This is a genomic window from Caldicoprobacter guelmensis (assembly GCF_016908415.1).
In the GTDB taxonomy this organism is placed as follows: Bacteria; Bacillota; Clostridia; order Caldicoprobacterales; family Caldicoprobacteraceae; genus Caldicoprobacter; species Caldicoprobacter guelmensis.
This window is the reverse complement of sequence record NZ_JAFBDW010000010.1, coordinates 15,199-40,634: the sequence shown is the minus strand read 5'-3', so window position 1 is coordinate 40,634 and position 25,436 is coordinate 15,199. Positions and strand designations below refer to the sequence as shown.

19 protein-coding genes and 3 pseudogenes are annotated in these 25,436 nt (G+C 37.3%); 19 read left to right on the top strand and 3 right to left on the bottom strand.

What is annotated here, in order from left to right:
- The coding region (locus JOD02_RS10935; RefSeq protein WP_204489477.1) for a transposase at positions 1 to 819 on the bottom strand (819 nt) is incomplete at its 3' end.
- A gap of 343 nt (positions 820 to 1,162) precedes the next feature.
- Between JOD02_RS10935 and JOD02_RS10930 the strand changes: the two genes are divergently transcribed.
- The 6 genes from JOD02_RS10930 (at position 1,163) to JOD02_RS10905 (ending at position 7,652) form a co-directional block, all read left to right on the top strand.
- Positions 1,163 to 2,194, top strand: coding sequence for a helix-turn-helix transcriptional regulator (locus JOD02_RS10930; RefSeq protein WP_204489476.1), 1,032 nt, complete (start codon positions 1,163 to 1,165; stop codon positions 2,192 to 2,194).
- Between the two features lie 240 nt (positions 2,195 to 2,434).
- Positions 2,435 to 3,403, top strand: a complete 969-nt coding sequence (locus tag JOD02_RS10925; protein WP_243426522.1) for an ABC transporter permease — start codon at positions 2,435 to 2,437, stop codon at positions 3,401 to 3,403.
- A 19-nt stretch (positions 3,404 to 3,422) separates the two neighbouring features.
- Complete coding sequence (locus JOD02_RS10920) at positions 3,423 to 4,331, top strand: carbohydrate ABC transporter permease (RefSeq protein ID WP_204489475.1); 909 nt, start codon at positions 3,423 to 3,425, stop codon at positions 4,329 to 4,331.
- A 99-nt stretch (positions 4,332 to 4,430) separates the two neighbouring features.
- Positions 4,431 to 6,155, top strand: coding sequence for an ABC transporter substrate-binding protein (locus tag JOD02_RS10915; protein ID WP_204489474.1), 1,725 nt, complete (start codon positions 4,431 to 4,433; stop codon positions 6,153 to 6,155).
- A gap of 166 nt (positions 6,156 to 6,321) precedes the next feature.
- A complete protein-coding gene (locus JOD02_RS10910; protein WP_204489473.1) occupies positions 6,322 to 7,332 on the top strand; it encodes a uroporphyrinogen decarboxylase family protein in 1,011 nt (336 codons plus the stop codon).
- A 74-nt stretch (positions 7,333 to 7,406) separates the two neighbouring features.
- Complete coding sequence (locus tag JOD02_RS10905) at positions 7,407 to 7,652, top strand: hypothetical protein (protein ID WP_204489472.1); 246 nt, start codon at positions 7,407 to 7,409, stop codon at positions 7,650 to 7,652.
- A gap of 546 nt (positions 7,653 to 8,198) precedes the next feature.
- Here the strand turns inward: JOD02_RS10905 and JOD02_RS11565 are convergent.
- Entirely contained in the window at positions 8,199 to 8,714 is a 516-nt protein-coding gene (locus tag JOD02_RS11565) for a transposase (RefSeq protein ID WP_243426521.1), read from the bottom strand.
- A 751-nt stretch (positions 8,715 to 9,465) separates the two neighbouring features.
- Between JOD02_RS11565 and JOD02_RS11560 the strand changes: the two are divergent.
- The 12 genes and pseudogenes from JOD02_RS11560 to tnpC form a co-directional block, all read left to right on the top strand.
- Positions 9,466 to 10,569: pseudogene (locus JOD02_RS11560) on the top strand (transposase).
- A 44-nt stretch (positions 10,570 to 10,613) separates the two neighbouring features.
- Positions 10,614 to 10,742 carry a hypothetical protein gene (locus JOD02_RS11715; protein ID WP_279380702.1) on the top strand — a complete coding sequence of 43 codons (129 nt, stop codon included), beginning with the start codon at positions 10,614 to 10,616 and terminating at the stop codon, positions 10,740 to 10,742.
- An 823-nt stretch (positions 10,743 to 11,565) separates the two neighbouring features.
- On the top strand, positions 11,566 to 13,665 hold the full coding sequence (locus JOD02_RS10885; protein WP_204489468.1) for an ABC transporter substrate-binding protein: 2,100 nt from the start codon (positions 11,566 to 11,568) through the stop codon (positions 13,663 to 13,665).
- Positions 13,666 to 13,735: 70 nt separating this feature from the next.
- On the top strand, positions 13,736 to 14,746 hold the full coding sequence (locus JOD02_RS10880) for an ABC transporter permease (RefSeq protein ID WP_204489466.1): 1,011 nt from the start codon (positions 13,736 to 13,738) through the stop codon (positions 14,744 to 14,746).
- An 18-nt stretch (positions 14,747 to 14,764) separates the two neighbouring features.
- Positions 14,765 to 15,610 carry an ABC transporter permease gene (locus JOD02_RS10875; protein WP_204489465.1) on the top strand — a complete coding sequence of 282 codons (846 nt, stop codon included), beginning with the start codon at positions 14,765 to 14,767 and terminating at the stop codon, positions 15,608 to 15,610.
- Position 15,611: 1 nt separating this feature from the next.
- Complete coding sequence (locus JOD02_RS10870) at positions 15,612 to 16,628, top strand: ABC transporter ATP-binding protein (protein WP_204489464.1); 1,017 nt, start codon at positions 15,612 to 15,614, stop codon at positions 16,626 to 16,628.
- Positions 16,603 to 17,598: an ABC transporter ATP-binding protein gene (locus JOD02_RS10865; protein WP_204489463.1), complete on the top strand. Its 996-nt coding sequence runs from the start codon at positions 16,603 to 16,605 to the stop codon at positions 17,596 to 17,598. The genes JOD02_RS10870 and JOD02_RS10865 overlap by 26 nt, the downstream gene beginning before the upstream one ends.
- Positions 17,591 to 18,880: an ABC transporter substrate-binding protein gene (locus JOD02_RS10860; protein ID WP_204489462.1), complete on the top strand. Its 1,290-nt coding sequence runs from the start codon at positions 17,591 to 17,593 to the stop codon at positions 18,878 to 18,880. The genes JOD02_RS10865 and JOD02_RS10860 overlap by 8 nt, the downstream gene beginning before the upstream one ends.
- Positions 18,881 to 21,397, top strand: a complete 2,517-nt coding sequence (locus JOD02_RS10855) for an alpha-mannosidase (protein WP_204489461.1) — start codon at positions 18,881 to 18,883, stop codon at positions 21,395 to 21,397. It abuts the gene before it with no gap.
- A 435-nt stretch (positions 21,398 to 21,832) separates the two neighbouring features.
- Entirely contained in the window at positions 21,833 to 22,099 is a 267-nt protein-coding gene (tnpA, locus tag JOD02_RS10850; protein ID WP_204489460.1) for an IS66 family insertion sequence element accessory protein TnpA, read from the top strand.
- A 42-nt stretch (positions 22,100 to 22,141) separates the two neighbouring features.
- Positions 22,142 to 22,495 (top strand): IS66 family insertion sequence element accessory protein TnpB, encoded by a 354-nt coding sequence (gene tnpB, locus JOD02_RS10845; RefSeq protein ID WP_279380701.1) that lies wholly within the window; start codon positions 22,142 to 22,144, stop codon positions 22,493 to 22,495.
- Positions 22,496 to 22,562: 67 nt separating this feature from the next.
- Positions 22,563 to 23,775 (top strand): annotated as a pseudogene (tnpC, locus tag JOD02_RS11555) (IS66 family transposase); the annotation flags it as partial.
- Positions 23,776 to 23,785: 10 nt separating this feature from the next.
- Here the strand turns inward: tnpC and JOD02_RS10815 are convergent.
- On the bottom strand, positions 23,786 to 25,012 hold the full coding sequence (locus JOD02_RS10815; RefSeq protein ID WP_204489451.1) for an IS256 family transposase: 1,227 nt from the start codon (positions 25,010 to 25,012) through the stop codon (positions 23,786 to 23,788).
- Positions 25,013 to 25,093: 81 nt separating this feature from the next.
- Between JOD02_RS10815 and JOD02_RS10810 the strand changes: the two are divergent.
- A pseudogene (locus JOD02_RS10810) lies at positions 25,094 to 25,417 on the top strand (group II intron maturase-specific domain-containing protein); the annotation flags it as partial.
- Between the last annotated feature and the right edge of the window lie 19 nt (positions 25,418 to 25,436).

The window sequence follows — 25,436 nt, the reverse complement described above, 5'->3', positions numbered from 1 at the left end:
AACAGCATTATCAAATGTACCAACCTTCCCTTCATATCGATATACCCTGTACTCCTTACCCTCAACGGTAACTAGGTCAAGGGTGGACGGCTCAATGTACTTGATAAACTCACAAACCTTAACCTTCACACCACAAGGAGATATCGTCTTATTAGGTTTAACGCACCCAATAACATGATACCCCTTACTTAAAGCTTCTTCTATTAATGAAGTACTTGTATACCAGCTGTCAGTTAAAACATAAAGCTGTTTTATATTCGATGGAGTATGAAACTCCCTTATAAATCCTTTGGCAATATCTACTTTGCTCTCAAATTCAATCCCTAGCTCCTTGCACTTCTCCTCCCTGTAATAGGCTTTGAAGTGAAATGGCATAGCATATGGCCCCGCTACAAAATTCGAAGTCACTACACAATGAGACCAGCAAATCTTGCCTTCTGTATGGGAGTAATGAAAATCTAATCCTTCCATACGTTTAGTTCTTATATCTTTCAAGTTGGTAGTATCATCAATAACCAGAAAACCAACCTCACCTGGTCTTATGTTGTGTTCTAGATGATAGCTAAGAAAGTTTATACGGTTTCTGTTCAACTGTTTATCATCCCAGGGGGATTTACTTAAAAACCTGTAAATACAGCTCTTATCCTTTGCAATAACAATATTCTCAGCTATCTTGGATATCGATAGTTTGCCTTCAACCTGGATGCTGCCTTCCACCATTGTAACCAGATGATTAAATTGTGCTTTGTTCATTCCATAATTTACATCTTGCAAAAAGGCAACTAATTCGTTATTATGATTTACAATGGTTGTTGGCATAGTTACTACCTCCCTGTGATGAATTTATGATAAATAAATTTACCACAGCTTTAGTAACTATGCCATATTTAATTTTTGGTAGCTTTACCAATTCCACTGCCTTTTTTGCAGAACAAGAGTTATTAAAAACAATGAATTGTTAACTCAAACTATTGAGCAACAGGTATTATTTTTACGCACATCTTTTTATCAACAGTTGATCAACGGGGATTTCTCTTCAGAGAAAGAGGCAAGGAACTATGCTAACTATATTGGACTTGACATTGAGGGTTCTAATTATGCAGCCTCTATCGTCCAGATATTGGGGTACGGACAGCAGAAGGCCAAAGCTGATAGTGAAATAATGAAAGAATTGGATATCCGGCGCTTGAAGGTTAAGGAAGTTTTGCTAAAGTGTAGCTTTACAAAAACCTATTTCCATGATATTGCTGGTCATCGAATACTATTGATATTTGTGATGGAGGAAGAAAATTTCAATTACTATCGAAAGCAGATGAGCAACTGCATTCAAAGGGTGAGGGAACAATTACTTCAACAGTTTGGGATAGAGGTTCAATTTGCTTGTGGTGAGCTGTGTTCACAACTCCTAGATTTAACCTATTCTATTCAGCAGGAACTACAGATACTAGATTATGCTCAAATTAATGGTGAACATGCTTATGAGCTTTGGAATCCAGAAATCATGGATAAACAATATGGGGTTTTTTATCCCAGAGAATGGGAATATAGACTTATGAACTTTTCAAAGGATGGCAATGAAGAAAAAGTTACAGAAATATTAAAAAATCTTCAAATTGAAAATTTCATTAGGCGGAAGCTAACTCCTGGGATGTTAAAGGTTTTTTTAAATCAATTGTATGGGACTTTGATCAGGATTATGCAGGAGGTTTCCATTGAAGGTGAGGAAATCTATCGGTTTGGAGACAGGCTTAATAATCAGAATGATTTTTACGGGCTTTATGATGAAAGCTTTAGCTTTATTATTGATTCTTTTATTCACATATGTCGAGTGATCAACGAACGAAAAAAGACTCAGAGCATACGTTTAATGAAAGAACTCTGTCAATTTATTCAGGAGAATTATGCAGATAAGAATTTATCCCTGTTAGTGGTGGCGAAAAGATTTAATTATTCTCCGGCATATTTATCTCTCTTTTTTAAAGAACAAATGGGAAATCACTTTTCATCCTATTTGGAGGAAGTACGGTTGAACCATGCTGTAAACCTTTTAGTCAATACTAATCTATCTGTTTCTGAAATTGCTGATGCTGTGGGGTATAACTCGTCCAATTCGTTCTGTCGGGCGTTTAGAAGGAGATATGGTATGTCTCCAGGTCAATACCGGAGAATCCATAGAGATCTGTCAAGGATTTAGTTCTCTTGTCTGATTTTTTTATTTGCAAAAAAAATAGATTAAAGAAATGAATCTCTGTAAAAAACGTTAACAACAAGTGCAATAAAAAATTTTGTGCAATTTATTTGAGTCTAAAAAAGTTGGATAAAGATAAATTTGTGTATATTTACATTTAAGTCATCAATTATATATAATGTAGTCAAACATTATCAATACGGTAATAGAAAATAGGTGATATGGAAGAAAGGTGTGATAGGATCTATGGCCAAAGAGATGCCTCAGTCAACTTTATTCTATGGACATAAAAAGGAAAGCGAACTTTCGCGACTTGGAATGCGCTTTTCGAAATGTTGGCAACTATATGTACTTTTTTTACTGCCTCTTATATATATAATCACATTTAAGTATGTACCTATGTATGGAGCTCAAATTGCCTTCAGAGATTACCGGTTTACTGAAGGAATTGTTAATAGTCCATGGGTAGGATTTAAGCATTTTGAACGGTTTTTTAGGTCTCATGAGTTTTGGAAGTTAATAAAGAACACTGTAGGAATCAGTTTATACAATCTGGCCGCTGGGTTTCCGTTTCCCATTATACTGGCTATTATGTTAAACTATGCGAGGAGTGAGCGTTTTAAAAAGACTGTTCAGATGGTTACCTATGCTCCTTATTTCATTTCTACAGTGGTAATGGTAAGCATGGTGCTGCAATTTCTATCTCCTAGGGTGGGTATTGTTAATGTAATAAGGGAACTTTTGGGATTGGAAAGGGTTAATTATATGGGAGTTCCAGAGTATTTTAAATCTATATATGTATGGTCAGGGATATGGCAGTATACTGGTTATGGAGCTATTATATATTTGGCAGCATTAGCATCAATAGATCCAACATTACATGAAGCAGCTATTGTAGATGGAGCTAATAAATTTTATAGGGTATGGTATATAGATTTACCTGGAATTCTACCAACGATAGTAATATTGTTAATACTTAATACTGGCCAGATTCTAAATACCGGGTTTGAGAAAATATTGCTTATGCAAAACCCGTTGAATTTGAGAACATCGGAAGTAATAGACACCTTTGTATATAAAGTGGGTCTAGCTTCTCAAACAATAAATTATTCTTATCCAGCGGCGGTGGGATTGTTTAAATCGGTTGTAAACCTGTTTTTAATTGTAACTGTAAATAGAATTGCGAAAAAAATTGGTGAAACCAGCTTGTGGTAGGAAGGAAGGGAACAGTGTTATGGTTAAAAAAAGAAGTAATATGCATGAGACAATAGCGGATCGTGTGTTTGACACGGTAAACACTCTTCTTTTATTCTTTGCGCTTTTAATAGTATTATATCCGTTAATTTATGTAGTAAGTTCATCTTTAAGTACATCCCACGCCGTGATTTCAGGAGAAGTTTGGTTGTGGCCTGTGGGATGGGATTTGGCGGGCTATGAGGCGGTATTTAACGATAAGAGGTTAGTAACGGGGTTTCTTAATTCCTTTTTTTATATGACAACTGGCACACTTATTAATGTTACTCTAACCATCATGGCTGCTTATCCTCTTTCCCGTAAAGATTTTTTGTTTAGAGGATTTTGGATGTTTTTATTTGCGTTTACTATGATGTTTAGTGGAGGACTTATTCCATATTATTTACTTGTACGTGAACTTGGAATGCTTAATACCCGTTGGGCCATGATAATACCTAATGCCATGTCCGTGTGGAATGTAATAATAACCAGGACTTTCTTTCAGACAAATATTCCCGATGAACTTCTGGAAGCCTCCCAACTTGATGGCTGTTCCGACTTTCGCTTTGTTTGGAGTGTGGTCGTTCCACTGTCTTACTCCATTATAGCGGTTAATGCTCTCTTTTATGCAGTAGGCCATTGGAATTCTTTTTTTGATGCGTTAATATTTTTAAAATCCCAGAAACTTTATCCTCTTCAAATCATTTTACGGGACATTTTAATACAAAATGAGATTGATGCAGCCCAATTGTCTATGTATGATGTACGGGATGCTATGGCACGAGAAGCATTAAAGTACCGCCTTAAATATTCCCTTATTGTAGTAGCAAGTGTACCGGTTCTTGTTATTTATCCCTTTGTCCAGAAACACTTTGTTAAAGGGGTAATGATAGGCTCCTTGAAAGGATAAATTGTAAATGAATTTTACTCTCCATCTTGGGCTTTAAAAGATTAAGGCCTTTAAGATGAGAGAGTGAAAATACAACTAATGTAAAGGAGGAAAATAAACATGAAAAAAAGCTTGGTGTTAATCGTTTCTTTATGTCTTGTTTTATCATTGCTTTTTATTGGATGTGGTGGTAAGAAGGATACAATTTCAACCGATGAAAAACCTTCAGAGAATGAACAAGGGACAACTAAACCTGACGCCGGTAAAAGTCAAGATGATACTGTTGTAGGCGTAAAGGTATCGGCTCCAGGACAATATCCCATTGTAGACAAAAAGGTAACCCTTACCGTATTGATAGGGGGCAATCCTGCTGTCGAAGACTTCAATAGCAATGAATTCACTAAATGGTATGAAGAAAAAACCAATGTTCACGCCCAGTTTGATGTTTTACCGGTAAAGGGAGGTCAAGAAAAGCTTAATTTAATCTTGGCGAGCGGAGATTATCCTGATGTTATTATGAGTGCTGGATTAACGGCGTCCCAGATAATGTCTTTTGGTTCCCAAGGTGTCTTTATACCACTAAACGATCTGATTGATAAGCACGGATTTGAATTAAAAAAGGTTTTGGAAGATGAAGAGATGGCATATGTTAAGGATGTGATTACTTTTCCCGATGGAAATATCTATGCCATGCCCGACATCAACCACTGCTATCACTGTTCCATGGCACAGAAGTTATGGATTTATAAACCCTGGCTGGATAAACTGGGATTTGATATTCCCAAGACTTTGGAGGAATACAGAGAAATCTTAAGGGCGTTTAAGACCCAGGATCCCAACGGCAATGGGAAAGCCGATGAAATTCCTTTTGCCGCTGCTACTACAGGATGGTTTGCCCAGCTCCCTGGCTTCTTTATGTGTTCCTTCATCTACTGTGATAATAACAAATCCATGACCATAAAAGACGGGAAAATAGATGTGAGCTTCAATAAACCCGAGTGGAAGCAAGGACTTAAGTATCTAAAGGAGTTGTATGATGAAGGATTGATAAGTCCCGAGTCTTTTACCCAGGATGGAGATCAACTTCGTCAAATGGGAGAAAACCCAGAGATACCCATTTTAGGCTCTGCCGTGGGCGGACACATGGGGGTTTTCACACAGTTCTATGGACAAAGCGGCCGGTGGCTGGAGTATGTAATAGTTCCACCCCTTCAGGGGCCGGAAGGCACTAAACCTACCTGTTACTATAACCCTTTCATGACCGGTTTCGACACAGTGATTACAAAGAAATGTCAGTATCCTGAGGTTGCATTTAAATGGATTGACGGCATGTATGAACTTGAAACCATGCTACGGTCCTTGTTTGGTAGGCCGGATAAAGAATGGCGGTGGGCAAAAGAAGGTGAAATCGGACTCCACGGCGGACCGGGATTATATAAGCTTTTGGTTCCATGGACTGAAACCGTTCAGAACAACTGTTGGTATCAGAGTGGTCCCCAAGCCCGTACCTCTCATTTTCGTTTAAGTGAAGTGTATGATCCTGAACAACCTTTGGAAAAAATACTGTATGAGGCTACTCAACTGTATGAACCGTTTAGACCAGATTACACTGAAGTTTTGCCTCCTTTGGTATTTACAGAGGAGCAGGCCAGTGAACTGGCGGATTTGGAAAAAACCATTCTAGATTATGTAAAACAGATGGTTGCCAGGTTCATTACAGGAGATGCTGATTTGGAGACCGAATGGGAAATCTATCTGAAGACACTGGATGATATGAATTTAGCAAGATTCATCGAAATACATCAGGAGGCATATGATTTAAAATTTAAGAACAAGAATAAATAAACTTGAGGGTTAAGCAAGACTTAATTGACATATAAAAAGGTCGGGGTGTACAACAAATACGGCTCTCCCGGCCTTCTTTTATAGTTCGTTTAAAAAAGCTGCATTATATTTAGAACATTCTAATGAGGTATAGGGCGTGGTGGTTGAGGATTAAGGAGGGATTAACATGAATTCAAGAGAAAAAATAAACCGTATTTTTAACCAGCTGTCTAAAGGGGCTGTTGGTTTCTGGACGGGGAATCCCTACCCCGATACTGAAAAATTATATTTGGAAAAGCTAGGTGTGACAAGTAGAGAGGAACTTTTTGAGTATCTCCATGACGACTGCCGTTGGGTTATTGCAGATCGGGCTTATAAGCATCCCGAAGGTAAGCCCATTTTTGACATATATGGAGGGCGTGGGAAAAAGGCCCATGGTGAGGGGGATACTTTGCTCAATGCGAGTCCGTTAAGGAGGTTGAGAAGTTTCCATGGACCAATCTTGACTATCTGGATTTTCAGGACGTTTTGGAGGAAGTGCGCAAGTATTCGGATAAGGTGGTTTTTACAGGTTTTTGGAGTCCTTTCTTCCATATTGTTGCCGATTTTTTTCGGCATGGAAAACTATTTTATAAAGATGTATACCTATCCGGCTGTTGTTGAGGCAGTCACAAATCATGTTATCTATTTTCTGGCGGAAGCTAATGAGCGTTTTTTTACTGTCCTTGGGAATGATGTAGATACTTTCTTTTTTGGCAATGATTTTGGCACTCAGCTGGACCTGTTAATTTCACCTGAAGCTTTCAAGCGATTTGTTCTGCCGGGGTTAAAAAAGCTTATTGATGTAGCCAGAAAGCACCATAAAAAGGTATTATTGCATTCATGCGGTTCTATATACAAAATAATTCCACTGCTTATTGATGCGGGAGTGGATGCCCTGCACCCTTTGCAGGCTAAAGCGGCCAACATGGATACCCAAACCCTTGCTCGGGAATTCAAGAATCATATTGCCTTTGTGGGAGGGGTGGACACCCAGGAGCTTTTAATAAAAGCAACGCCACAACAAATCAAGGATGAGGTGCGAAGGCTTCGGGAACTTTTAGGCCCTAATTTGATTATAAGCCCAAGTCACGAGGCTATATTGTCGAATGTTCCTTTGGAAAATGTGATTGCTATGGCGGAGGCTGCAAGGGAATAAGAGATGTAAAATCTGTCTTAAAACCTTGATTCTTAATGAAATTAGTCACTCTTGATGAAGTTGGATAATTATATATGAACCCTGCTCTTGATAAGGTAGACGTTATTGATGATTTTTTTGTGAATTTGCGGAGATTCAATCCTCAAAGTATAACAGTAACAGCAAAAGGGAAAGGACTCAATGTGGGTAGAGTTGCCCGGATTTTGCGAGAGACGGCTATGGAGACGGGATCGAGAGGTGGCGGCACCGTACAGTTTATCAATAAACAGCTTCAGGAAAGAGGTATTATCAGTAAATTTGTGTCTCAGGTATTTGAATAATGAGATATCTATCATTACCAGCGGCAAAATCTTTATAGCTATGCTTTTTTCTTAAGATTGTACAACAAAAAATTAGAATGATCTATTTGTATTTGTAAGACCTATGATTGATATATTAGAATTAATAAAAGTTTACGCACAACCGAAGCCTGCAGCGCATTGTGTTGAACTTTTGACGGTTTTAAAACCACTGCTTATTAATAAAGATAAACACTCTCAAAAAGTGAATGAGAATAATTAAAAGAAAATAGATTAAAAGAAAATAGGAAAAGGGTTATTTTGACAAAAATTGTAGATATCATCAGCAAATATAAGAAATGTACCTTGAAAAATTCATATGGTATTGCCTGGATAACCTAAAAAAGGTATAACAACCTAAGCTTTAAAAATAGGATTTTTTAAAGCTTCTAGAAAAAGCTATAGAAGTTGTAAACCAGGCTGTCTACGCTGCCTTGATAAAGGTATCTACAAAACTAAAGTTTGTATGTTTAATCCAAGCATCAAGATGGATATTGACTGCGGCAAAGGTAGTCATGGCAAACCTCATCATACAGGACATATAGGTCTTCCTTTGTAATCAAAGCAAAGGATGTCGGGATGAGGGTAGTCAAATTTAAGTTTAGTACGGGAATCCAGTGCTATGAAAGGTATTATGTTATAGTGTTTGAGTAGGTCATAAGTTGGGTAGTTATCCATAGCGCCGTCAGCGATAAAATGTTTAAAGGTGAGGTTGTGGTAGATAGAATGGATGTCCCTTAGGGCAAAGATGGTAGTAACGCTATCGTGACGGTTGGCCTGGACTATTCGCATGTATATAGGGAGGTCATAGGGGCTATCGGAAGCGGTGACAGTGAATAGGGTGCTACCGTAGAACCACTGGTTGCGGTAGCTATCCCAGCCCCAGGTTGCCTCAGGGTCAGAGAAGCGCCTTTTGCGGGTACAGTTGTAGATACCTTTAGATTGGCAGTCACAGACTTTGGTGCCGTAATGGCTTGCACCAGAGTTGTAAGATGAGCCATCGAAGGCGACAGATAGTTTGGAAGTATCACCCAAGAGGCCCATTTGTGCGGAGGTATCGACGAGGCAGTGAGCGAGGAATTCTTGAAGGATTTTCTCGGGTCTAAAGTCAGGGAGTTTGCATTTAATAGTGCGATCTACAAGTTTTCTTACGATACCTGGGTGTTTATTGGGCAGCTTTTGATTGGGTTTAAACCTTTTATTAGGTTTAGGGGAGAAAGGGCGAAGATTGCGTATTCTTTTTAGGAGTTTTTTATGAGAAGCAAGCCAAAGGCGCCAGAGGAGGTCATAGTAGGAGCCGACGCCAGGGGCTTTATCGGAATCGAAGCCACAAATATCGAATAAAAGTTGATCATGTTGTACCTTTTTGGCCCATTTTGTGATAGAATGTTCTTGTTGGTCAAGCATAAGTGTCAACGAGCGAATAATGCCCTGCTGATTTTTAGCTGGGCGCCTGAAGTCAGTGTAAAGAGGTTTTATTATTGGGAGCAGGTTATCTAGGTTGAGTAGGTAGAGCTTAGAGATAGCTTTATCGAGCTCACGGAGCCTGCTTTTTTTTCTTTGAAGGGGTGAAGCTCAAAGGCTGAGCCTTGAAATACATATAAATAAAGCTCTCGGACTTTTCGAGAGCGTGTAAAAATACAATGTAGGTACGAAAATTTTGTGCAAACGAGAGCAATAAAAATGTATAAAAATTCCAATAACTGATATACCAATAATTACATAAAGGGTAATAGCCACCTTTGTCGAAATAGTTATTTATCACAAAAAAACAAAAGAAAGGTGGTATTACCCTATGGATAGAATAACATTTTCAGCTACTGATTGCAATAGCGAAGAAACTGTTTCTGTTTGGCTGGCTTCAGTATTGCAGTTTGCACTCAATATCGGCTTTTTTAAGCCTTTTGAAACTTTTAAACTTAAGATGAAGGAGGTTCGCTATACCGTAACCCAAAAATTGTTTACTCTGGTAGCTTCCATTATTATGGGATGCGAATACACCAAGGATATCAATGAAATATTAGGTCCTGAAAGTCTAGCTGCTAATATGCTTTCTATGGAGAGATTTCCTGATCAGTTGCAGATAAACAGGTTGTTGACTCGTACTGATGATGAAAGTGTAATCCAGCTTAGGGATATTCATAACCAGCTGTTTGTGGAGCACAGTAACTCTATACATTCTCCAGAGGAAGTAGCAATAGATATAGATCAATCTGGATTATGTGTAAGCGGGAAGAGCTATGAGTTTGCCAGCAAGGGTTATTTCCCCAATAAAGCAGGTAAGGAAGGTTATCAGCTATCGGTAGCTTTTGCAGGGGAACATTTGGAGATTGTTGACTTATATTTGGACCCAGGGAATACCCACTGTCAGAATAGATTGGAAGACTTATTATCATCAATAACCTCTAAATAATATACAGAACACCTTAAAGAAGGGAAGTTGATAATAAGGATGGACAGTGGATATGGTTCTTTAGAGAACATAGAAAAGCTTATGAGTATTAAAGGGCTCAAGTTTATTGTTAAGGGATATTCTCCGAGGACAGCAGCCAATATTGCAAGGGAGGTACCTAAAAGTGCGTATAAACGGGTAAGTGAGGGAGCGTGGGTATATGAACTTCCTCAAAAGGGGAGGATGAGAGTAATACTGGTGCGGTTTAGGAATAAAGAAGGAAATTTAACATATACGATGCTTTATACCAACATAAGTAGGGAGAAGTTATCATGTGAGGAGGCTTTTCATTTTTACAATGAGAGACAAACGATAGAAGCATTTTTCAAGATGGCGAAGAACACGTATGGGATAAAGAACTTAAGGACCAGCAAATTTTATGGTATTTATACTTTTTTGTTGATAATGACAATGACGCATAATCTTATTACATGGTTTAGGAGATAAAGCTAGAAGGTAGCGAGCTTAGGGAGATGGGGGTAAAGACTTTAGTGAAGAAATGCTCTAGAGTTAAAGGTTTTGTGGAGAGGGCAGCGGAGGGGATACATGTGATAATACCACCACTTACCAAGTTGGCTAAGCTGTTAATAGAAGCGTTAACAAGGCCAAGGTATGTCTAGTTGAGTTTCCTTATTTAACCATTTGTTAAGTGATGTTTGCACAAAACTTAGGTAATGTAATAATATGTGATGATTTTGCAAGTAATTTTATCAGAAATGCAAATACAAGAAATCTGAGAATAATAATCGTCAAAAATAAAAATTTTTCTGAAGTTGACTTTTTTGTTTAACTATAGGATAATAATAATAAAGAAATTGTAAAAATAATAAATTAGCCTAATTTATTACACAGAGGTATACCAGTAGAATCCTCTTTAAAAGTAGCTTCCAGTTAGAGCTTTTCATAAATGAAGAAATGTCTCAAGGTGAGGTAGCCGATACAACAGGTCTTATAAGAACTACTAAAAATAGTTAGTTACGTCAAGGATTTCATAAAACAAGGCTATATATTGTTACGTCAGTTCTACATGTAATTGGACTCTGGATATGTATATGGAAAGAGAGGAATGTATTGCAAACACTAAAGACAAAGTTCTTTAAAATGAAGTTGAATATTTAATAAATCCTGAGGTATGAAAGAAGGTTATAGAGAAAGTCTTTCGTATGGCAGACAAACTCCTGACTTAATATCTCAAAAACAAAAAGAGGTTTCTAAAATTTGGGAATGTGGATACTTTCTATATGATGTAGAGGAGAAGGATTCCAAACATCTTCATAGAAAGAAAAATGGCAGGTGAGTGATAATATATTTTTTATTACAATAAATTTATTACAATAAAATAATGTGGAAGTTAAAAGAGAACTTTTGGTGATGATTTTTTAGTGTGTGAAATTTTGAAAGATTTCTGCCAAGAGACAGAAAGAGATTGTTGATTTACTTGTCATGGCCGTTGAGGAAAATGTTGTTAAAATAATAGCAAGGAGAGGTAGGAGGGAACATTTTTTAGGGAGGAGAACATCTCCTTTTGAGATGTTTGTGAAAGGGGATATTCTTCTCTTTTTAAGGACTATAGATGTGTTTAAATTTTTTACCACTGACCTTGAACAGCCTAACTACTTTGAAAGGAGGGAATTTTTTATGAGAAAAAAGAAGATTCTTTTGCTGGGGCTTGTGAGTGTTTTAATTTTAGCAAGTTTAATAGTGGTTTTTGTTTTGGGGTTACCTGGAGGGCAATCACAATTACCAGGAGGAGTTCCACGTTCTGAAACTTTGATCTGCGATATCGATGGTGGAAGAGTTGGAAACCCAAATCTTTGGAATCCATATGCTCCAGGGTGGCGTGGGGACGCAGGACTTCACACTCTATTAATAGAGTACATGTGGGAAATCAACCCTACAACAGGAGAATGGATTCCATTATTGACAGAAGGATTTCCACAAGCCTTAGATAACAATTATACGAAATGGCGGATAAAGTTAAAACAGGGTATTTATTGGAGTGATGGTGTAGAGTTTACGGCTGATGATGTTGCTTTTACAATTATGATGCTTGCTACTAAAAAAGAAATACCAATTTACACTTTCTGGCATGATTTAATAAAGGAAGCAAAAGCAGAGGATAAATATACGGTATACATAGAGCTTAAAAGACCTTATGCAAAACTAATAACATTATTTGCTAATATTCTATGGGGTGCTCAATTCAAGGTTGTTCCAAAACACATTTGGGAGAAAGTAGATGACTATGCAAAATTCGAAAATAATCCACCGGTATTTACGGGACCCTATGTATTAAAAGATTACGATCCAAGTGGTTATTGGTTCTTATATGAAAAGAGAAAAGATTGGGATAGAAGTGGAGTAGGTAAAGCAATAGGTGAACCCACTCCTAAATATATACTTTACTATACATACGGCACAGAGGAAAAAAGAGTTATAGCTGCCGCACAACATAATCTTGATCAACTTGTGGCTTTAACGCCGGAAGGATGGGATGCACTTAAAAGAAGAAACAAATATGCAATGGCATGGTATAAAGATCTTCCATGGGGTTGGCCTGAGGATGGTTGTGCAAAAGGTATAACCTTTAACTGTGCGAAATCACCATTTGACAACAAATTAGTAAGATGGGCTTTGATTCTTGCCATCGATGCAGTGGAAGTCAACAAGAGAGGATTTGGTGGAACAGTTAGATATTCACCATATCATATACCACCATTGACAGTTTATAAAGAACCATATTTTGATGCCCTTGATTCCTGGATAAGGAACTTCACCTTGCCTGATGGATACAAACCATTCGATCCTGAGATACCCGTTAAAACCGCAAAAGAGTATGCTGAAAAGTACGATATATCAACAGATCCTGAAGGTGCAAAGAAGGTATTTGGTTATGGTTGGTGGAAGTATGATCCAGCAGAAGCTGAGAAATTGTTGAAGTCTCAAGGTTTTACAAAGAAAGATGGAAAATGGTATTTACCAAACGGTGAACCGTGGAGAATAACCATAGTTGGTCATGGAGCTTTCAATGATAGTACACGAATAGCCTTAATAGTAGCGGAGCAATGGAGGAAGTTTGGAATAGATGCTAATGCACAGTTGGTAGAAGCTTCAGCGTTTACTACCATGCAACAAACAGGTGATTTTGAAGTTAGTACAGGATGGCCTGGATGTGGAGCTATTCCTGATTTCTGGGCAAGTATAGGTAATGGTTTCCACAAGAGGTGGGTTAAACCTATAGGCGAAGTTGCAACTAGCAATGTTCAAAGATGGGTAAATGATGAATATAGTAGATTAGCTGATGAGATGGAAAAATACCAACCAACAGATTCTGAAGTTGTAGAGATCGGTAGAGAAATGCTTAAGATACTTATTGAAGAACAGCCATTTACTCCAATTGTTGGAACAACAAAGATTGTTCCAGTTGACACATATTATTGGGAAGGTTGGCCAACAGCTGACGATCCATATATGGCTCCAACGTGGTGGTGGGGTAACTTTAAGCTTATACTTCCGCATTTAAGACCAACGGGCAGAAAGTAAAATGAGTTATAGTTATTTTTCACTGGGAATCCCTTAAGGGATTCCCAGTGAAATTAAAAGGAGGAAGAGCATGCGTTTTACCAAGTACTTGATATCAAGGATAATAACATATTTTGTAGTTATATTTGTGAGCATGACCTTTGTTTTTCTTATTCCCCGATTCTCCCCTATCGATCCTGTGGCTGCACTAATAGGTAGATTAACAGCTCAGGGAAGTTATATGGATGCTACTGCATTAGAAGCAATGCAAAAATCGTTGAAAGAAACTTTTGGTTTGGAAGGGAGTATATTTGAACAATATATAAGCTTTTGGAAAAGAATTTTAGCGGGAGGAGATTTTGGACCTTCATACGCAATGTTTCCAACATCAGTGAATCAACTGATAAGGGAGTCTCTGCCTTGGACAATATGGCTCCTATCATTAACGACTATTATTTCATGGTTTCTTGGAAATATAATAGGAGCTATAACAGGTTTTAGAAAAGATAGATGGTATTCAAAAGTATTGGAAGATATTGCAATGGTTATAAGACCTATTCCTTATTATATAGTTGCTCTGACTTTAATTCTTCTTTTAAGTTACATTTTTCCAATTTTCCCAATGTCGGCTGGTGGTTCATCTATAGGAGTTAAACCATCATTTAGTTGGATCTTTATAAAAGATGTCCTGAAAACTGCCTTCCTTCCTGCACTTTCGTTAATAATAGTAGGATTTGGTTGGTGGTTTTTGAGTATGGATGCTCTTTCTAGAAATATTGGAGAGGAAGAATTCGTTTCTTTTGCCGAAGTAAAAGGTTTAACGGAAAATGAAATAATGTTTAGATATGTGATGAAAAATGCTATGCTTCCTCAGGTTACTGCTTTAGCTCTCTCAATGGGAACAATCTTTAGCGGATCGCTCATAACAGAAATAATGTTTTCTTACCCAGGAATTGGAATGTTGCTGTATAGGGCAATAACGAGTGCTGATTTTAACTTAATGATGGGAATTATAACTATTTCTGTTTTTGCCGTAGCGACTGCATGTTTAGTTGTTGACATATTATATCCATTTGTAGATCCTAGAGTCAGATATAGATGAACTTAGGAGGGCAAAAATATGAAATCAAAGAGAATAGTAGTTTCTATATGGGACAATAAAAGATTCGTAGTGGGTTTCATAATGCTGATGGTATTTGTTATCTTAGGGTTTATTGTTTCTAATTTTTCGCCTTATGATCCAAGAAGTTGGGGAACTGTTCCTGAAGAATTACCTCCTTCATTTAAGCATCCTTTGGGGACGACTTCGCTTGGAACGGATGTTTTCTGGTTTTTGGCAGAAGGTATCAAAAATTCGCTCATTATAGGTTTAGTAGCGGCAGTAGTAGGAGGAGCTCTTGGAGTTACTATAGGTATAACAGCTGGATTTGCAGGTGGAACAGTAGATAGAGTGCTAATGGCAATTACTGATACATTTATTGCTGTTCCATCACTTCCTATATTGATATTATTGGCCTTCCTCTTTAAAGGTAGAGCTTCCATAATAGTTCTTGGATTGATAATATCTATATTCAGTTGGTCATGGCCTGCTAGACAGGTTAGAGCAATGACTTTAAGTCTAAGAGAAAGAGATTTCATTAGTATGGCATTTTTCTCAGGAGAAAAACCTTACAAGATTTTGTTTGTTGAAATTTTTCCACATGTTGTTTCATGGACCATTGCCAATTTCATAAACGCGATTTTGGTAGCAATAGGACAAGAGGCTACTCTTGCAGTATTAGGGCTGTCTGCTCTTGAAGAAGCTACTTTAGGAACTAGTATCTATTGGGCAATGCAATATCAAGCTATTTTTAGAGGTTTATGGTGGTGGATAGCATCGCCAGTGGTAGCTATGATAATACTTTTTGTTAGTCTTTTCTTAACTTCAAAAGGGCTTCAAGAACATTTAGCTTCTGGGAGGTCTTAAAATGACTGAAAAAATATTGGAAATAAATCAAGCACATGTTTATTATGCCACCCTTGGAGGTTATGTTAAAGCAGTTGATAATGTGAGTTTTAATATAAACGAAGGAGAAATAGTGGGACTCGCTGGTGAATCGGGGTGTGGAAAATCTACTTTAATCAAAGCTATATATGGATTTGTAAAGTATCCTATGAAAACGATTTCTGGTGAAATAAATTTGTTAGTTAACGGTGAAAGGTTAAATATGTTAAATGCCAAAAATGATGAACTGAGAAAAGTTAGATGGAGATATATATCCTATGTTCCGCAGGCATCATTGCATGTATTGAATCCAGTAACGAGGATAAAAAAACAATTTATAGAGAGTATAAAGAGAGATTCTAATTTTCGAGAAGAAGAGGTCATGGAAGAGGTTAGGGAGTATTTAAAAGCTCTAGGGCTTCCTCCAGATGTTCTTGATTCGTTCCCACATCAACTTAGTGGAGGGATGCAACAAAGGATAATAATAGCCATGGCAACATTTCTTAAGCCACGTATAGTACTTGCAGATGAACCAACTACAGCATTGGATGTTGTTGTTCAGAGAGGTATTCTTCAAATGTTAAGAGATATTCAGAAGGAATTGAAAAACTCTCTAATAGTAGTTTCCCATGACATGGGGGTTCATTATCAGATCACTCATAAAATAGTTATTATGTACGCTGGAATGATAGTTGAGATTGGTCCAACGAATGAAGTATTCAACAATCTTTATCATCCATATACTAAGTTATTGATTAATTCTCTTCCAAGAATAGGTGATAGAGAACAAAGAGAAGGTATAAAGGGTAGTCCACCAAACCTTTTAAATCCCCCTACGGGTTGCCGTTTTAATCCTCGGTGCCCCTCCAAAATGAAAATTTGTGAAAAAGAAGTTCCGGAAATGGTAGAGATCTCAAAGAATCATTTTGTTGCTTGTCACTTATTTCAAAAAAATGGGAAAAGGGTGAAAGAAGATGCAGGAGAATGGAAAATTACTTGAACTAAAAAACGTATCCAAAATTTTTAAAATAGGTGGTTTAATTTTAGGTACAAAGTTAAGAGCTGTAGATAAAGTGAATTTGAGCATTGACTCAAAAAAACCTGTTATAGTTAGTATCGTTGGAGAATCTGGGAGCGGGAAAACAACTCTTGCTAAGATGGTCTTGAGGCTTATAGAACCTTCAGAAGGACAAATACTTTTAAACAAGAAAGATATAACTAAGTTAAAGAAATCGGAGGAGTTGCTTGAGTATCGAAAAATTGTACAGCCAATTTTCCAAAACCCATTTGCTGCTTTTAACAATTTGAGGAGAGTGAGCAGTTATCTCTATGATACTGCTTACAATATTTGTGGTGCAAAAAACAAGGAAGAAGCTAATAAAATGATCTCAGAAGTTCTTGAGGCGGTTGGATTAAGCTTTGAAAAAGTAATTGGAAGGTATCCAAAGCAATTTTCGGGTGGTGAACTCCAGAGGGTTTCTGTTGCAAGGGCTTTACTGCCAAGGCCGAAACTTTTAGTAGCAGATGAACCCGTAAGCATGGTTGATGCCTCGATAAGAATGAATATAATGAATCTTTTCAAAGCTCTCAGAGATGAATACAACGTCAGTTGTTTGTACATAACTCACGATCTTTCTACAGCGTATTACGTTAGTGATTTTATAGCAATAATGTTTAGAGGAAACATCATAGAATATGGGGCCTCGGATTTAGTTTTAACTCAGCCTCTTCATCCATATACTGAGCTTTTGATATCTTCTATTCCAAGAGTTGATAAAAAATGGGAAGAAGATATAAAGCTTTCTGGAATAGAAGTAAAGGAGTATGAGTCAATCGGATGTAAGTTTGCTCTTCGCTGTCCATATGTCATGGATATATGTAAAAAATCGCGTCCTAAAGTTGTAAAAACGGATGACGGAAGAGAGGTAATGTGTTTTAAGTATGAGGGGAAAGAACTTGAAGATGAATAAAGCGACCGCCATCATTATTTTAAGTTTATACCTTTTCTTATTTAATTTCAATTTCATAGGCTGTTCAAAAGACTTTTTACCATCTTACAAAAATCAGAAGAATGTTACTCTAAAGGTTCTATCTTGGATACCAGAACCCGAAAGTGTTCTGAGAGCCTTTGAAAAAAGATACAAAAATATTAAGATTGAATGGTTGCAAATAGACTACGAAAATTATTATTCACAATTAGATGAATCAATACAAGATCCAGATAAATGTCCAGACCTTGTATTTGTCGAACTTCCCTTGTTAAACTACTATGCAAATCAAAAACAACTCACGAATCTGTCAAAAATGGGTGCTGATCTCTACTATAAAGAAATGTTCGAAAAGTGGCTCTGGAATGCTTCGGGGCGTATTGAAGTAGTTCCTATAATAGAAGGGCCATATTGTCACAGTTGCCAAATACCTACAGAACCAAGATTACAGGTTTATGGACTGCCTTATATTCTTGGACCAGCTGTTTTATTCTATGACGAACAATTTTTGGAAGATAACAACTTAAACGTTCCAGAAAATTGGAATGATTTTGAAAAAATTTTAGAAAAATTCTCAAAAGTCTCTTATGGTAAAAAATTTCTTGCTATTCCAAGTGATCCTGCATTTTTAATTGGTTTTTCGTGGGGAAACCATGAAAAGGTATTAGATTATTTTCAAAATAGAAATTATTTCAACTTCGATATTGAATCTTTAAACAAGCTGTTTGAGTATCTTCAGATTCTTTACAATGAAGGAGTTTTAGAATTTTTAAGTTATGACCATATGCTTGAAAGGTCTAATGATTTTGTCTTTATGATAGCTCCTCAATGGTTTATTCAATACTTGGATAGTTTTAAATTTACAAACGTACCTTCATTAGGGAAAAACTTGAAAGTTTTTGATCTAGATACAATCACCCTTTCCATCCCCAAAAACAGTACCAATCCTAGAGAAGCCTTTTTATTAGCAGGTTGGTTGAGTTGTTCAAGATATTCGTATTTATACTTAAAAAAATCGGATTTAATATCTGCTACAAATTACATTTCTTTAAAATTTAAAGGACTTAACCTGAAAAATCTTGATGGGCCTAATATCTCTTTTTTGTATCCTGATATTCTAAAAAATTTTTACAATGAGGTTTTAAACGAAGTTACTTCCTTAAAGGAGGTGGATCGCCTACCAAAATTTTTACAAGAAAAACTAGGAAATTTTTTTAATAATAACAAGTATTTACTTTCATTACCTTCTGAGGGGGGAGAATGAATGAAATTGAAGATTTATGTTGTTGGCCATTCACATATTGATGCGGTTTGGTTGTGGGATAGGAAGGAAACTGTGGAGATTTGTTGTTATAAAACTTTTACTAATGCTATAGACTTGCTCAAGAAATATCCAAACCTTATATTCGCACAAAGCAGCGCTCAATTCTATGAATGGATAGAAAAATATTATCCAGAAGTTTTTGAGGAGATTAAAAAATTAGTGTCAGAAGGCAAATGGGAGATTCTTGGTGGAATGTGGGTAGAATCAGATTGCAATATTCCATCAGGAGAGTCCTTGGTCAGACAGATCCTCTATGGCAAAAAGTACTTCAAAGAGAAATTCAACTTCGATGTCAAAGTTGTGTGGTTACCCGATACTTTTGGTTTTGCTTCAACTTTGCCACAGATATTTAAAAAATCCGGCATCGAGTATTTCGTTACCTCCAAACTTAATTGGCAAACTACTCTACCGTTCCCGTATTTCTTATTTCGTTGGAAATCAATCGATGGCTCGGAAATCATAGGATATGAAACTCCTGGTGGATACAACAATACTGATCCTGAACATCTAATTAGACAAGCTAAATTTATATTCGGAAGACACAAGATCAAAGCTTCCATCTTTCCATACGGTAAGGGAGACCATGGTGGTGGTTTTACTGAAGAAATGCTTAAAAAGCTCTTTGAATACAAAAATGATGAGATTGAAAAAATAGATTTCATCAAAGCACACAGGTATTTCGAGGAAAAAATTGACCCAATAAAAGACAAATTACCTGAATTCAAAGATGAACTTTATCTAAAAACCCACAGAGGCACATATACGAGTTTTGCAAAGATAAAGCTGAACAACAGAAGAGCAGAAATTGCATTAGACATAGCAGAAAGATTTTCAACGATTGCAAACTCATTGGGAATGAATTTTAAAGTTGAAGAATTTGAGGAAATTTGGAAAATTTTGTTATTAAATCAATTTCATGATTCGATAGCTGGTACCTCCATTGAAAAGGTTTATAAGGATTCTGAAGAAGATTTCAAGAAGATTTTCGATTTTACAAATAGTGTTATCCAGAAGTCCTTGGACTATATCCTACGAAAAAATAATGTTGGCACCACTGGCACAGGTAAATCATTATTTGTATTCAATCCTTTATCATGGCAGAGGAACAACGTTGTAAAAGTTGAACTTGAAAAAATAGGTTTTTCTAACTTTGCTATAAAAGATAGTGAGGGTAATCTTTTAGATTATCAAATTGTTACAGAAAATGGAAAGAGATATGTGGAATTTTTGGCAAAAAATGTACCTAGTGTTGGTTACAAAGTATATAGAATAGTAGAATGGGTAAATCAAGAAAACAAGGAAGCTTCAAACGATCTCTTGGACAACAAAGTTATTGAAAATGAATTCTTCAAAATAGAAGTGGGTGATACAGGAGTTATTAAGAGCATTTATGATAAGAAAAGAGAAAGGGAGGTTTTGGGCGAAAAAGGTGGAAACATCATTCAAATATATGAAGATGAAACTCTAATTGAGGGGCCATGGAATATTTGGCTTGGTAAACTCGATGAATTGCATGAGCCAGTTAGTATATTGAAAGAAGAAAATAAGTTGAGTTCATCAATAACAGTAAAATATAAATACAAAGATCAAAGTGAGAAAGATAGCACATTTACATTGAAGATCAGCCTCTACAAGTCAATTCCATTAATATTCTTCAAAACAGATATTGACTGGCATGAAAAACACAAGATGATAAAAGTTGGATTTCATTTTAATGGCTACAACGATTTTACAACCTATGAAGTCCCCTATGGTCATATAGTCCGCAGAAATCCTGACTCAAAAGACGCAAGTCCTGCAGAAAGAGCAAAGTGGGAAGTTTCTGGGCAAAAATGGCTTGATTATACATTTACTGATGGCAAATATGGAGTAAGCCTTTTGAATGACAGTAAATACGGATTCGATGTCCATGGAAACTTTGTGAGAATGTCCCTGCTGAGAACCCCGAGTTTTCCTTTGCCTTATTATAACATAAGCTTGGAAGAATTGGAAAACCTCACTGAATCAGTTATGGATCTTGGGAAACACACAATAAATTATGCTCTTTATCCTCATATAGGTGACTGGCGAGAAGCTGGTACTTTTAAAAAGGCGTATGAATTTAACTATCCTCTAATTCCTGTTTTTGCTGAAACGCCGGAAGGATGTCTACCTCAAGAAATATCTTTCTTGGGGTTGTGTGGTAGTGATAGTATCTTGTTGATGACTTGGAAAAAATCAGAAGACAAAAAAGGAGAAATATTGCGACTACTTGAAACAGAAGGCAAAGAGCAAATCCTGGAAATAGAAATTTCCGATAACATAAAGGAGGCTTATGAAGTGAATCTGATGGAAGAAATTTTGAGATCAGAAAACATTACAATTGATGGTCGGAAACTTAGAACAAATATTAAACCCTATGAAATCAAAACCATAAAGATTGTAAGGGAGAAGATTGAAAATAGTTTAGAAAATTAGAATCCATCTAACCGAGTCTAAGCGGGTAAAAACAGGAAGTATAATTACATACATTACTAAAAGGATTTATAAATTTTTTGTCTAATATATATTTCCTGTATAAAGATGTAGAGGTAATTGAAAATGGATATAAAAGACATTAAAAATATTGTGGCATATAATGCCTCCAGTATACGAGTATTGTTTGAGATGTGCCGAATTGCAAAGATAGCAGAGACTGCCAGCGATATAGTGGAGTAGAAATCGGATAATTCCAAGATTTCACCAGGATTTCTAATAGAAGTATTGGTAGTAATTTAGACAAAGATTGGGATGCATATGTAAAAGAATTTTATAAGCTTGAACTGATTTGTAAGCGTCAAATAGAGCACACCTAAAAATTTGCGAGCAAATGTGAGATAATTCCTCCATAGAAATGATGGGGATGGATTATCTATGACCCATATAGAACTGAGGCAGCAATGGAAAGCTAGGATTGAAGCCTACAGAGCAAGCAACTTAAGTGCGAAGGAATTTTGCAAACAGCACAACATAAAGGTGAGACAACTGTACTATTGGCTAAACAAAGAATCCAAGGAAGAAGATCAAACCCACAATACAGTGCAATGGTTACCTGTTAGTTTAAGCGGCAAAGAAGATACATCTTTAAGCGACTTTTTAACCGTAAAAGTGGGTCCTGCTGTAATTGAGACAGGGTTTTAATGAAGAACTACTGCTTCATGTAGTAAAGGTGTTGAGCGCTCTATGTTAGGACTGGCCAGTACTCAAAAGGTTTATCTTGCGTGCGGGAGTACCGACATGCGGAAATCAATAGATTCCTTAGCGGCTATCGTACAGCAAAGCTTTGCATTGGATCCTTTTTCAAGTGCTCTGTTTGTGTTCTGTAACAAGAGCAGGGACAAGATAAAGATACTGCAGTGGGACCACAATGGATTCTGGCTTTACTACAAGAGGCTGGAGAAAGGGAAGTTTGATTGGCTGAAGGAAGGTGCTGGCACAGCAAAGATAAGCGTGAGGAAGCTAAGATGGTTACTGGATGGATTATCACTGAAGCAGAGAAGTGCTCATAAGAAAGTCATTGTAAATACGGTAATATAAAGAATTTTTAAAAATTTTTAGAAGAATTGAAGGTTTTTAGCAATTAGTGTTAAATATAATAGGTGTTATGGAAAATACAACAACTGCTACAGTTACAATTGAAGAGTTAGTGAGAGAGAACAGCTTTTTAAAGCAGGAAATAGAGGAGCTTAAAGCGAAGCTGAGGTGGTTTGAGGAGCAGTTTCGCTTAAGTCGGCAAAAGATGTACGGGCGTTCGAGTGAGAAGACGAATTCAGAGGAGGGAGAACAGCTCAGCTTTTTCAATGAGGCGGAGAAGGGGAATCGAACGCAGAAGCTGCCGAGCCTGCTATAGAGGAGATAACATACAAGCGCCGTAAGAGGAAGGGGTACAGGGCAGAGGACATAAAGGACCTTCCTGTTGAGGTGATAGAGTACCGTTTACCAGAAGAAGAGCAGATATGTCCATGCTGTAGTGGTAAGTTTCATGAGATGAGCACAGAGGTGAGGGAAGAGCTAAAGATTATACCTGCCAAGGTAAACATAATGAAGCATGCAATGCCGCAATTGCGAGCAAAATGAAGTGAGCACGCCCATAGTAACGGCAACAATGTCTGAAGCTGTACTTCCTGGGAGTATTGCCTCACCATCTGCTATTGCGTATGTAATGACACAGAAATTTGTGGAAGGGATGCCGCTATATAGGCAGGAGCAGCAGTGGGAACGGATGGGGGTAGAGCTATGAAGGCAGACTATGGCTAATTGGATGGTACAGGGGTCAGAGAGGTGGTTGAGGCCTGTATATGAGAGGATGAAGGAACATTTAATCAAGAGGGATATACTGCATGCAGATGAGACGACGTTGCAGGTATTACACGAGCCAGGGCGGGCAGCAGAGGCTGTATTATACATGTGGCTTTATCGTACAGGCAGGGATGGTCCAGCGATAGTGTTATATGATTATCAGACGACGAGGGCAGGTAGGCATGCGAAGAAGTTTTTGGAGGGATTCAAAGGGTATCTGCATGTAGACGGATATGAAGGGATACAATGGTATACCTAATGTAATATTGGTGGGATGTTGGGCGCATGCAAGGAGGAAGTTTGATGAAGCATTGAAGGCAATACCTGGGACGAGTGAAGGAGTAGCAAGCGTGGCAAGGGAGGGACTTGATTACTGCAATAAGCTGTTTGCAATTGAGCGGGAGCTTCGAGATGTTACACCCGAGGAGAGGTATGAAGAGCGATTGAAGAGGAGCAAGCCAATACTGGATGAGTTTTATTCGTATTTAAAATACCATATGCCGAGGGTACTGCCTAAGAGGAGAGTTGTCAAGAATTTTGTGTCTGATTAAAGTAACGTAACTGGAAAATTTGTTGTATTTCATAAATGTGAGCATTTATCATTGGTACCGCTTTTTTCCATTTTGTTTGCCTTAAGTTCTCCCGCTGTAAATATATGTTAATTTCCAATACCTCCACAGAGTTAAAGTAACCACCCGACCTTATCCGAATTTTTTCAACCAGGCTATTAATACTCTCTACACTGTTGGTAGTATAAATATGCTTTCTCAAGGATTCAGGATATTTAGTGAAAGCCATGTAATGTTCTGCTTTTTCCATAAGAAGGTTCATATATCGGCCATATTTACTCTTAAAGTTGCTACAAAGTTCATAAAACTTTTGAATAGCTTCATCAAAGGAAGAAGCAAACTTTATTTTATCGAGTTCTTTCTTAAATTCTGTGGCGTCAGTTTTGGTCATATATTTGCGGATATTTCTCTGAAGGTGTACAAAACAGAGCTGATGGTCAGCATATGGATATACAGCTTTGACCGTGTCAATAATTCCTGGAAAATCATCGCTTACAACCACTAAAACTCGTTTAAGACCGCGATTTATCAAGTCTTCAAAGACCTTGTTCCAATCGGCTCTGTTCTCTTTACCGAAGAAGGTGTAGAGACCGAAGATATCTTTTTTACCTTCCATATCGATGCCAAGGACTATGTAGCATGCGGCTTTCTTTACTTTTGAGCCGTCCTTTATCTCACAGTGATAGGCATCGATGAGTAATGCAAACACCGATTCGGGTAATTCCCGTTGTTTGAAAAGTTCTAACTTACCTTTTAAGTCATCTTTGATTTTATTGAGTTCATCATCAGAATAAGGGAGATTGAGGCTTTTGAGGGTATTTAAGAGGGAAGATTCTGAATAACCGTTGACAACAAGGGACATAAGGAGGTCTGTATAGGATTCATCCACTCTTTTATATGGTTCAGGGAGGATGTGGGGTCTGAAATCGCCAGTGCGAGTTCTTGGGACAGAGATTTCCAGGTTACCCATAGGTGTACCAAGTTTTCTATCATAAAAGCCGTTACCTTTGTCGTTCTCGTTTTTCAAGAGATAGATTTGGCGTTCAGACAACATAAACCAGTCGAGCAAATCCTCCAGCAATTTTTTCAAGGCAGGGCGAGAAGGATCCGAATCAGAGCAACACTGATTTAATACTTTTTCAACCGCCATATTTTTAACTGTTTGATAATAGGTATTTTTATCCATAATTACCAGCCTCCTTTGTGATTTCATTATACACCAGACACAATTTTATTTTAACACCCAGAGCGGGGCGGGGGGGGGGGGCGGTTAAACCAGATAACAACTGGGTGGGTAAACTACTTTGGCTTAACAGACGCTAAAGGCAGGATGAAAGCCCTTGATGAATGGATTCGTCGAAGGTTAAGAGCTTGTATATGGAAACAATGGAAGAAGATAAAAACGAGATATGACAACTTGGTAAAGCTGGGGTTGGCAGATGATGAAGCATGGAAATTTGCAAATACAAGGAAAAGCTACTGGAGGATTTCCAATAGTCAAGTTCTTAACATGCCCCTTACAAACAAATATTTTGAGAGCATCGGATATAAAAGTTTATACGATAGATATCAAGTAGTATGTCAATTCTAACGAACCGCTGTATACTGGA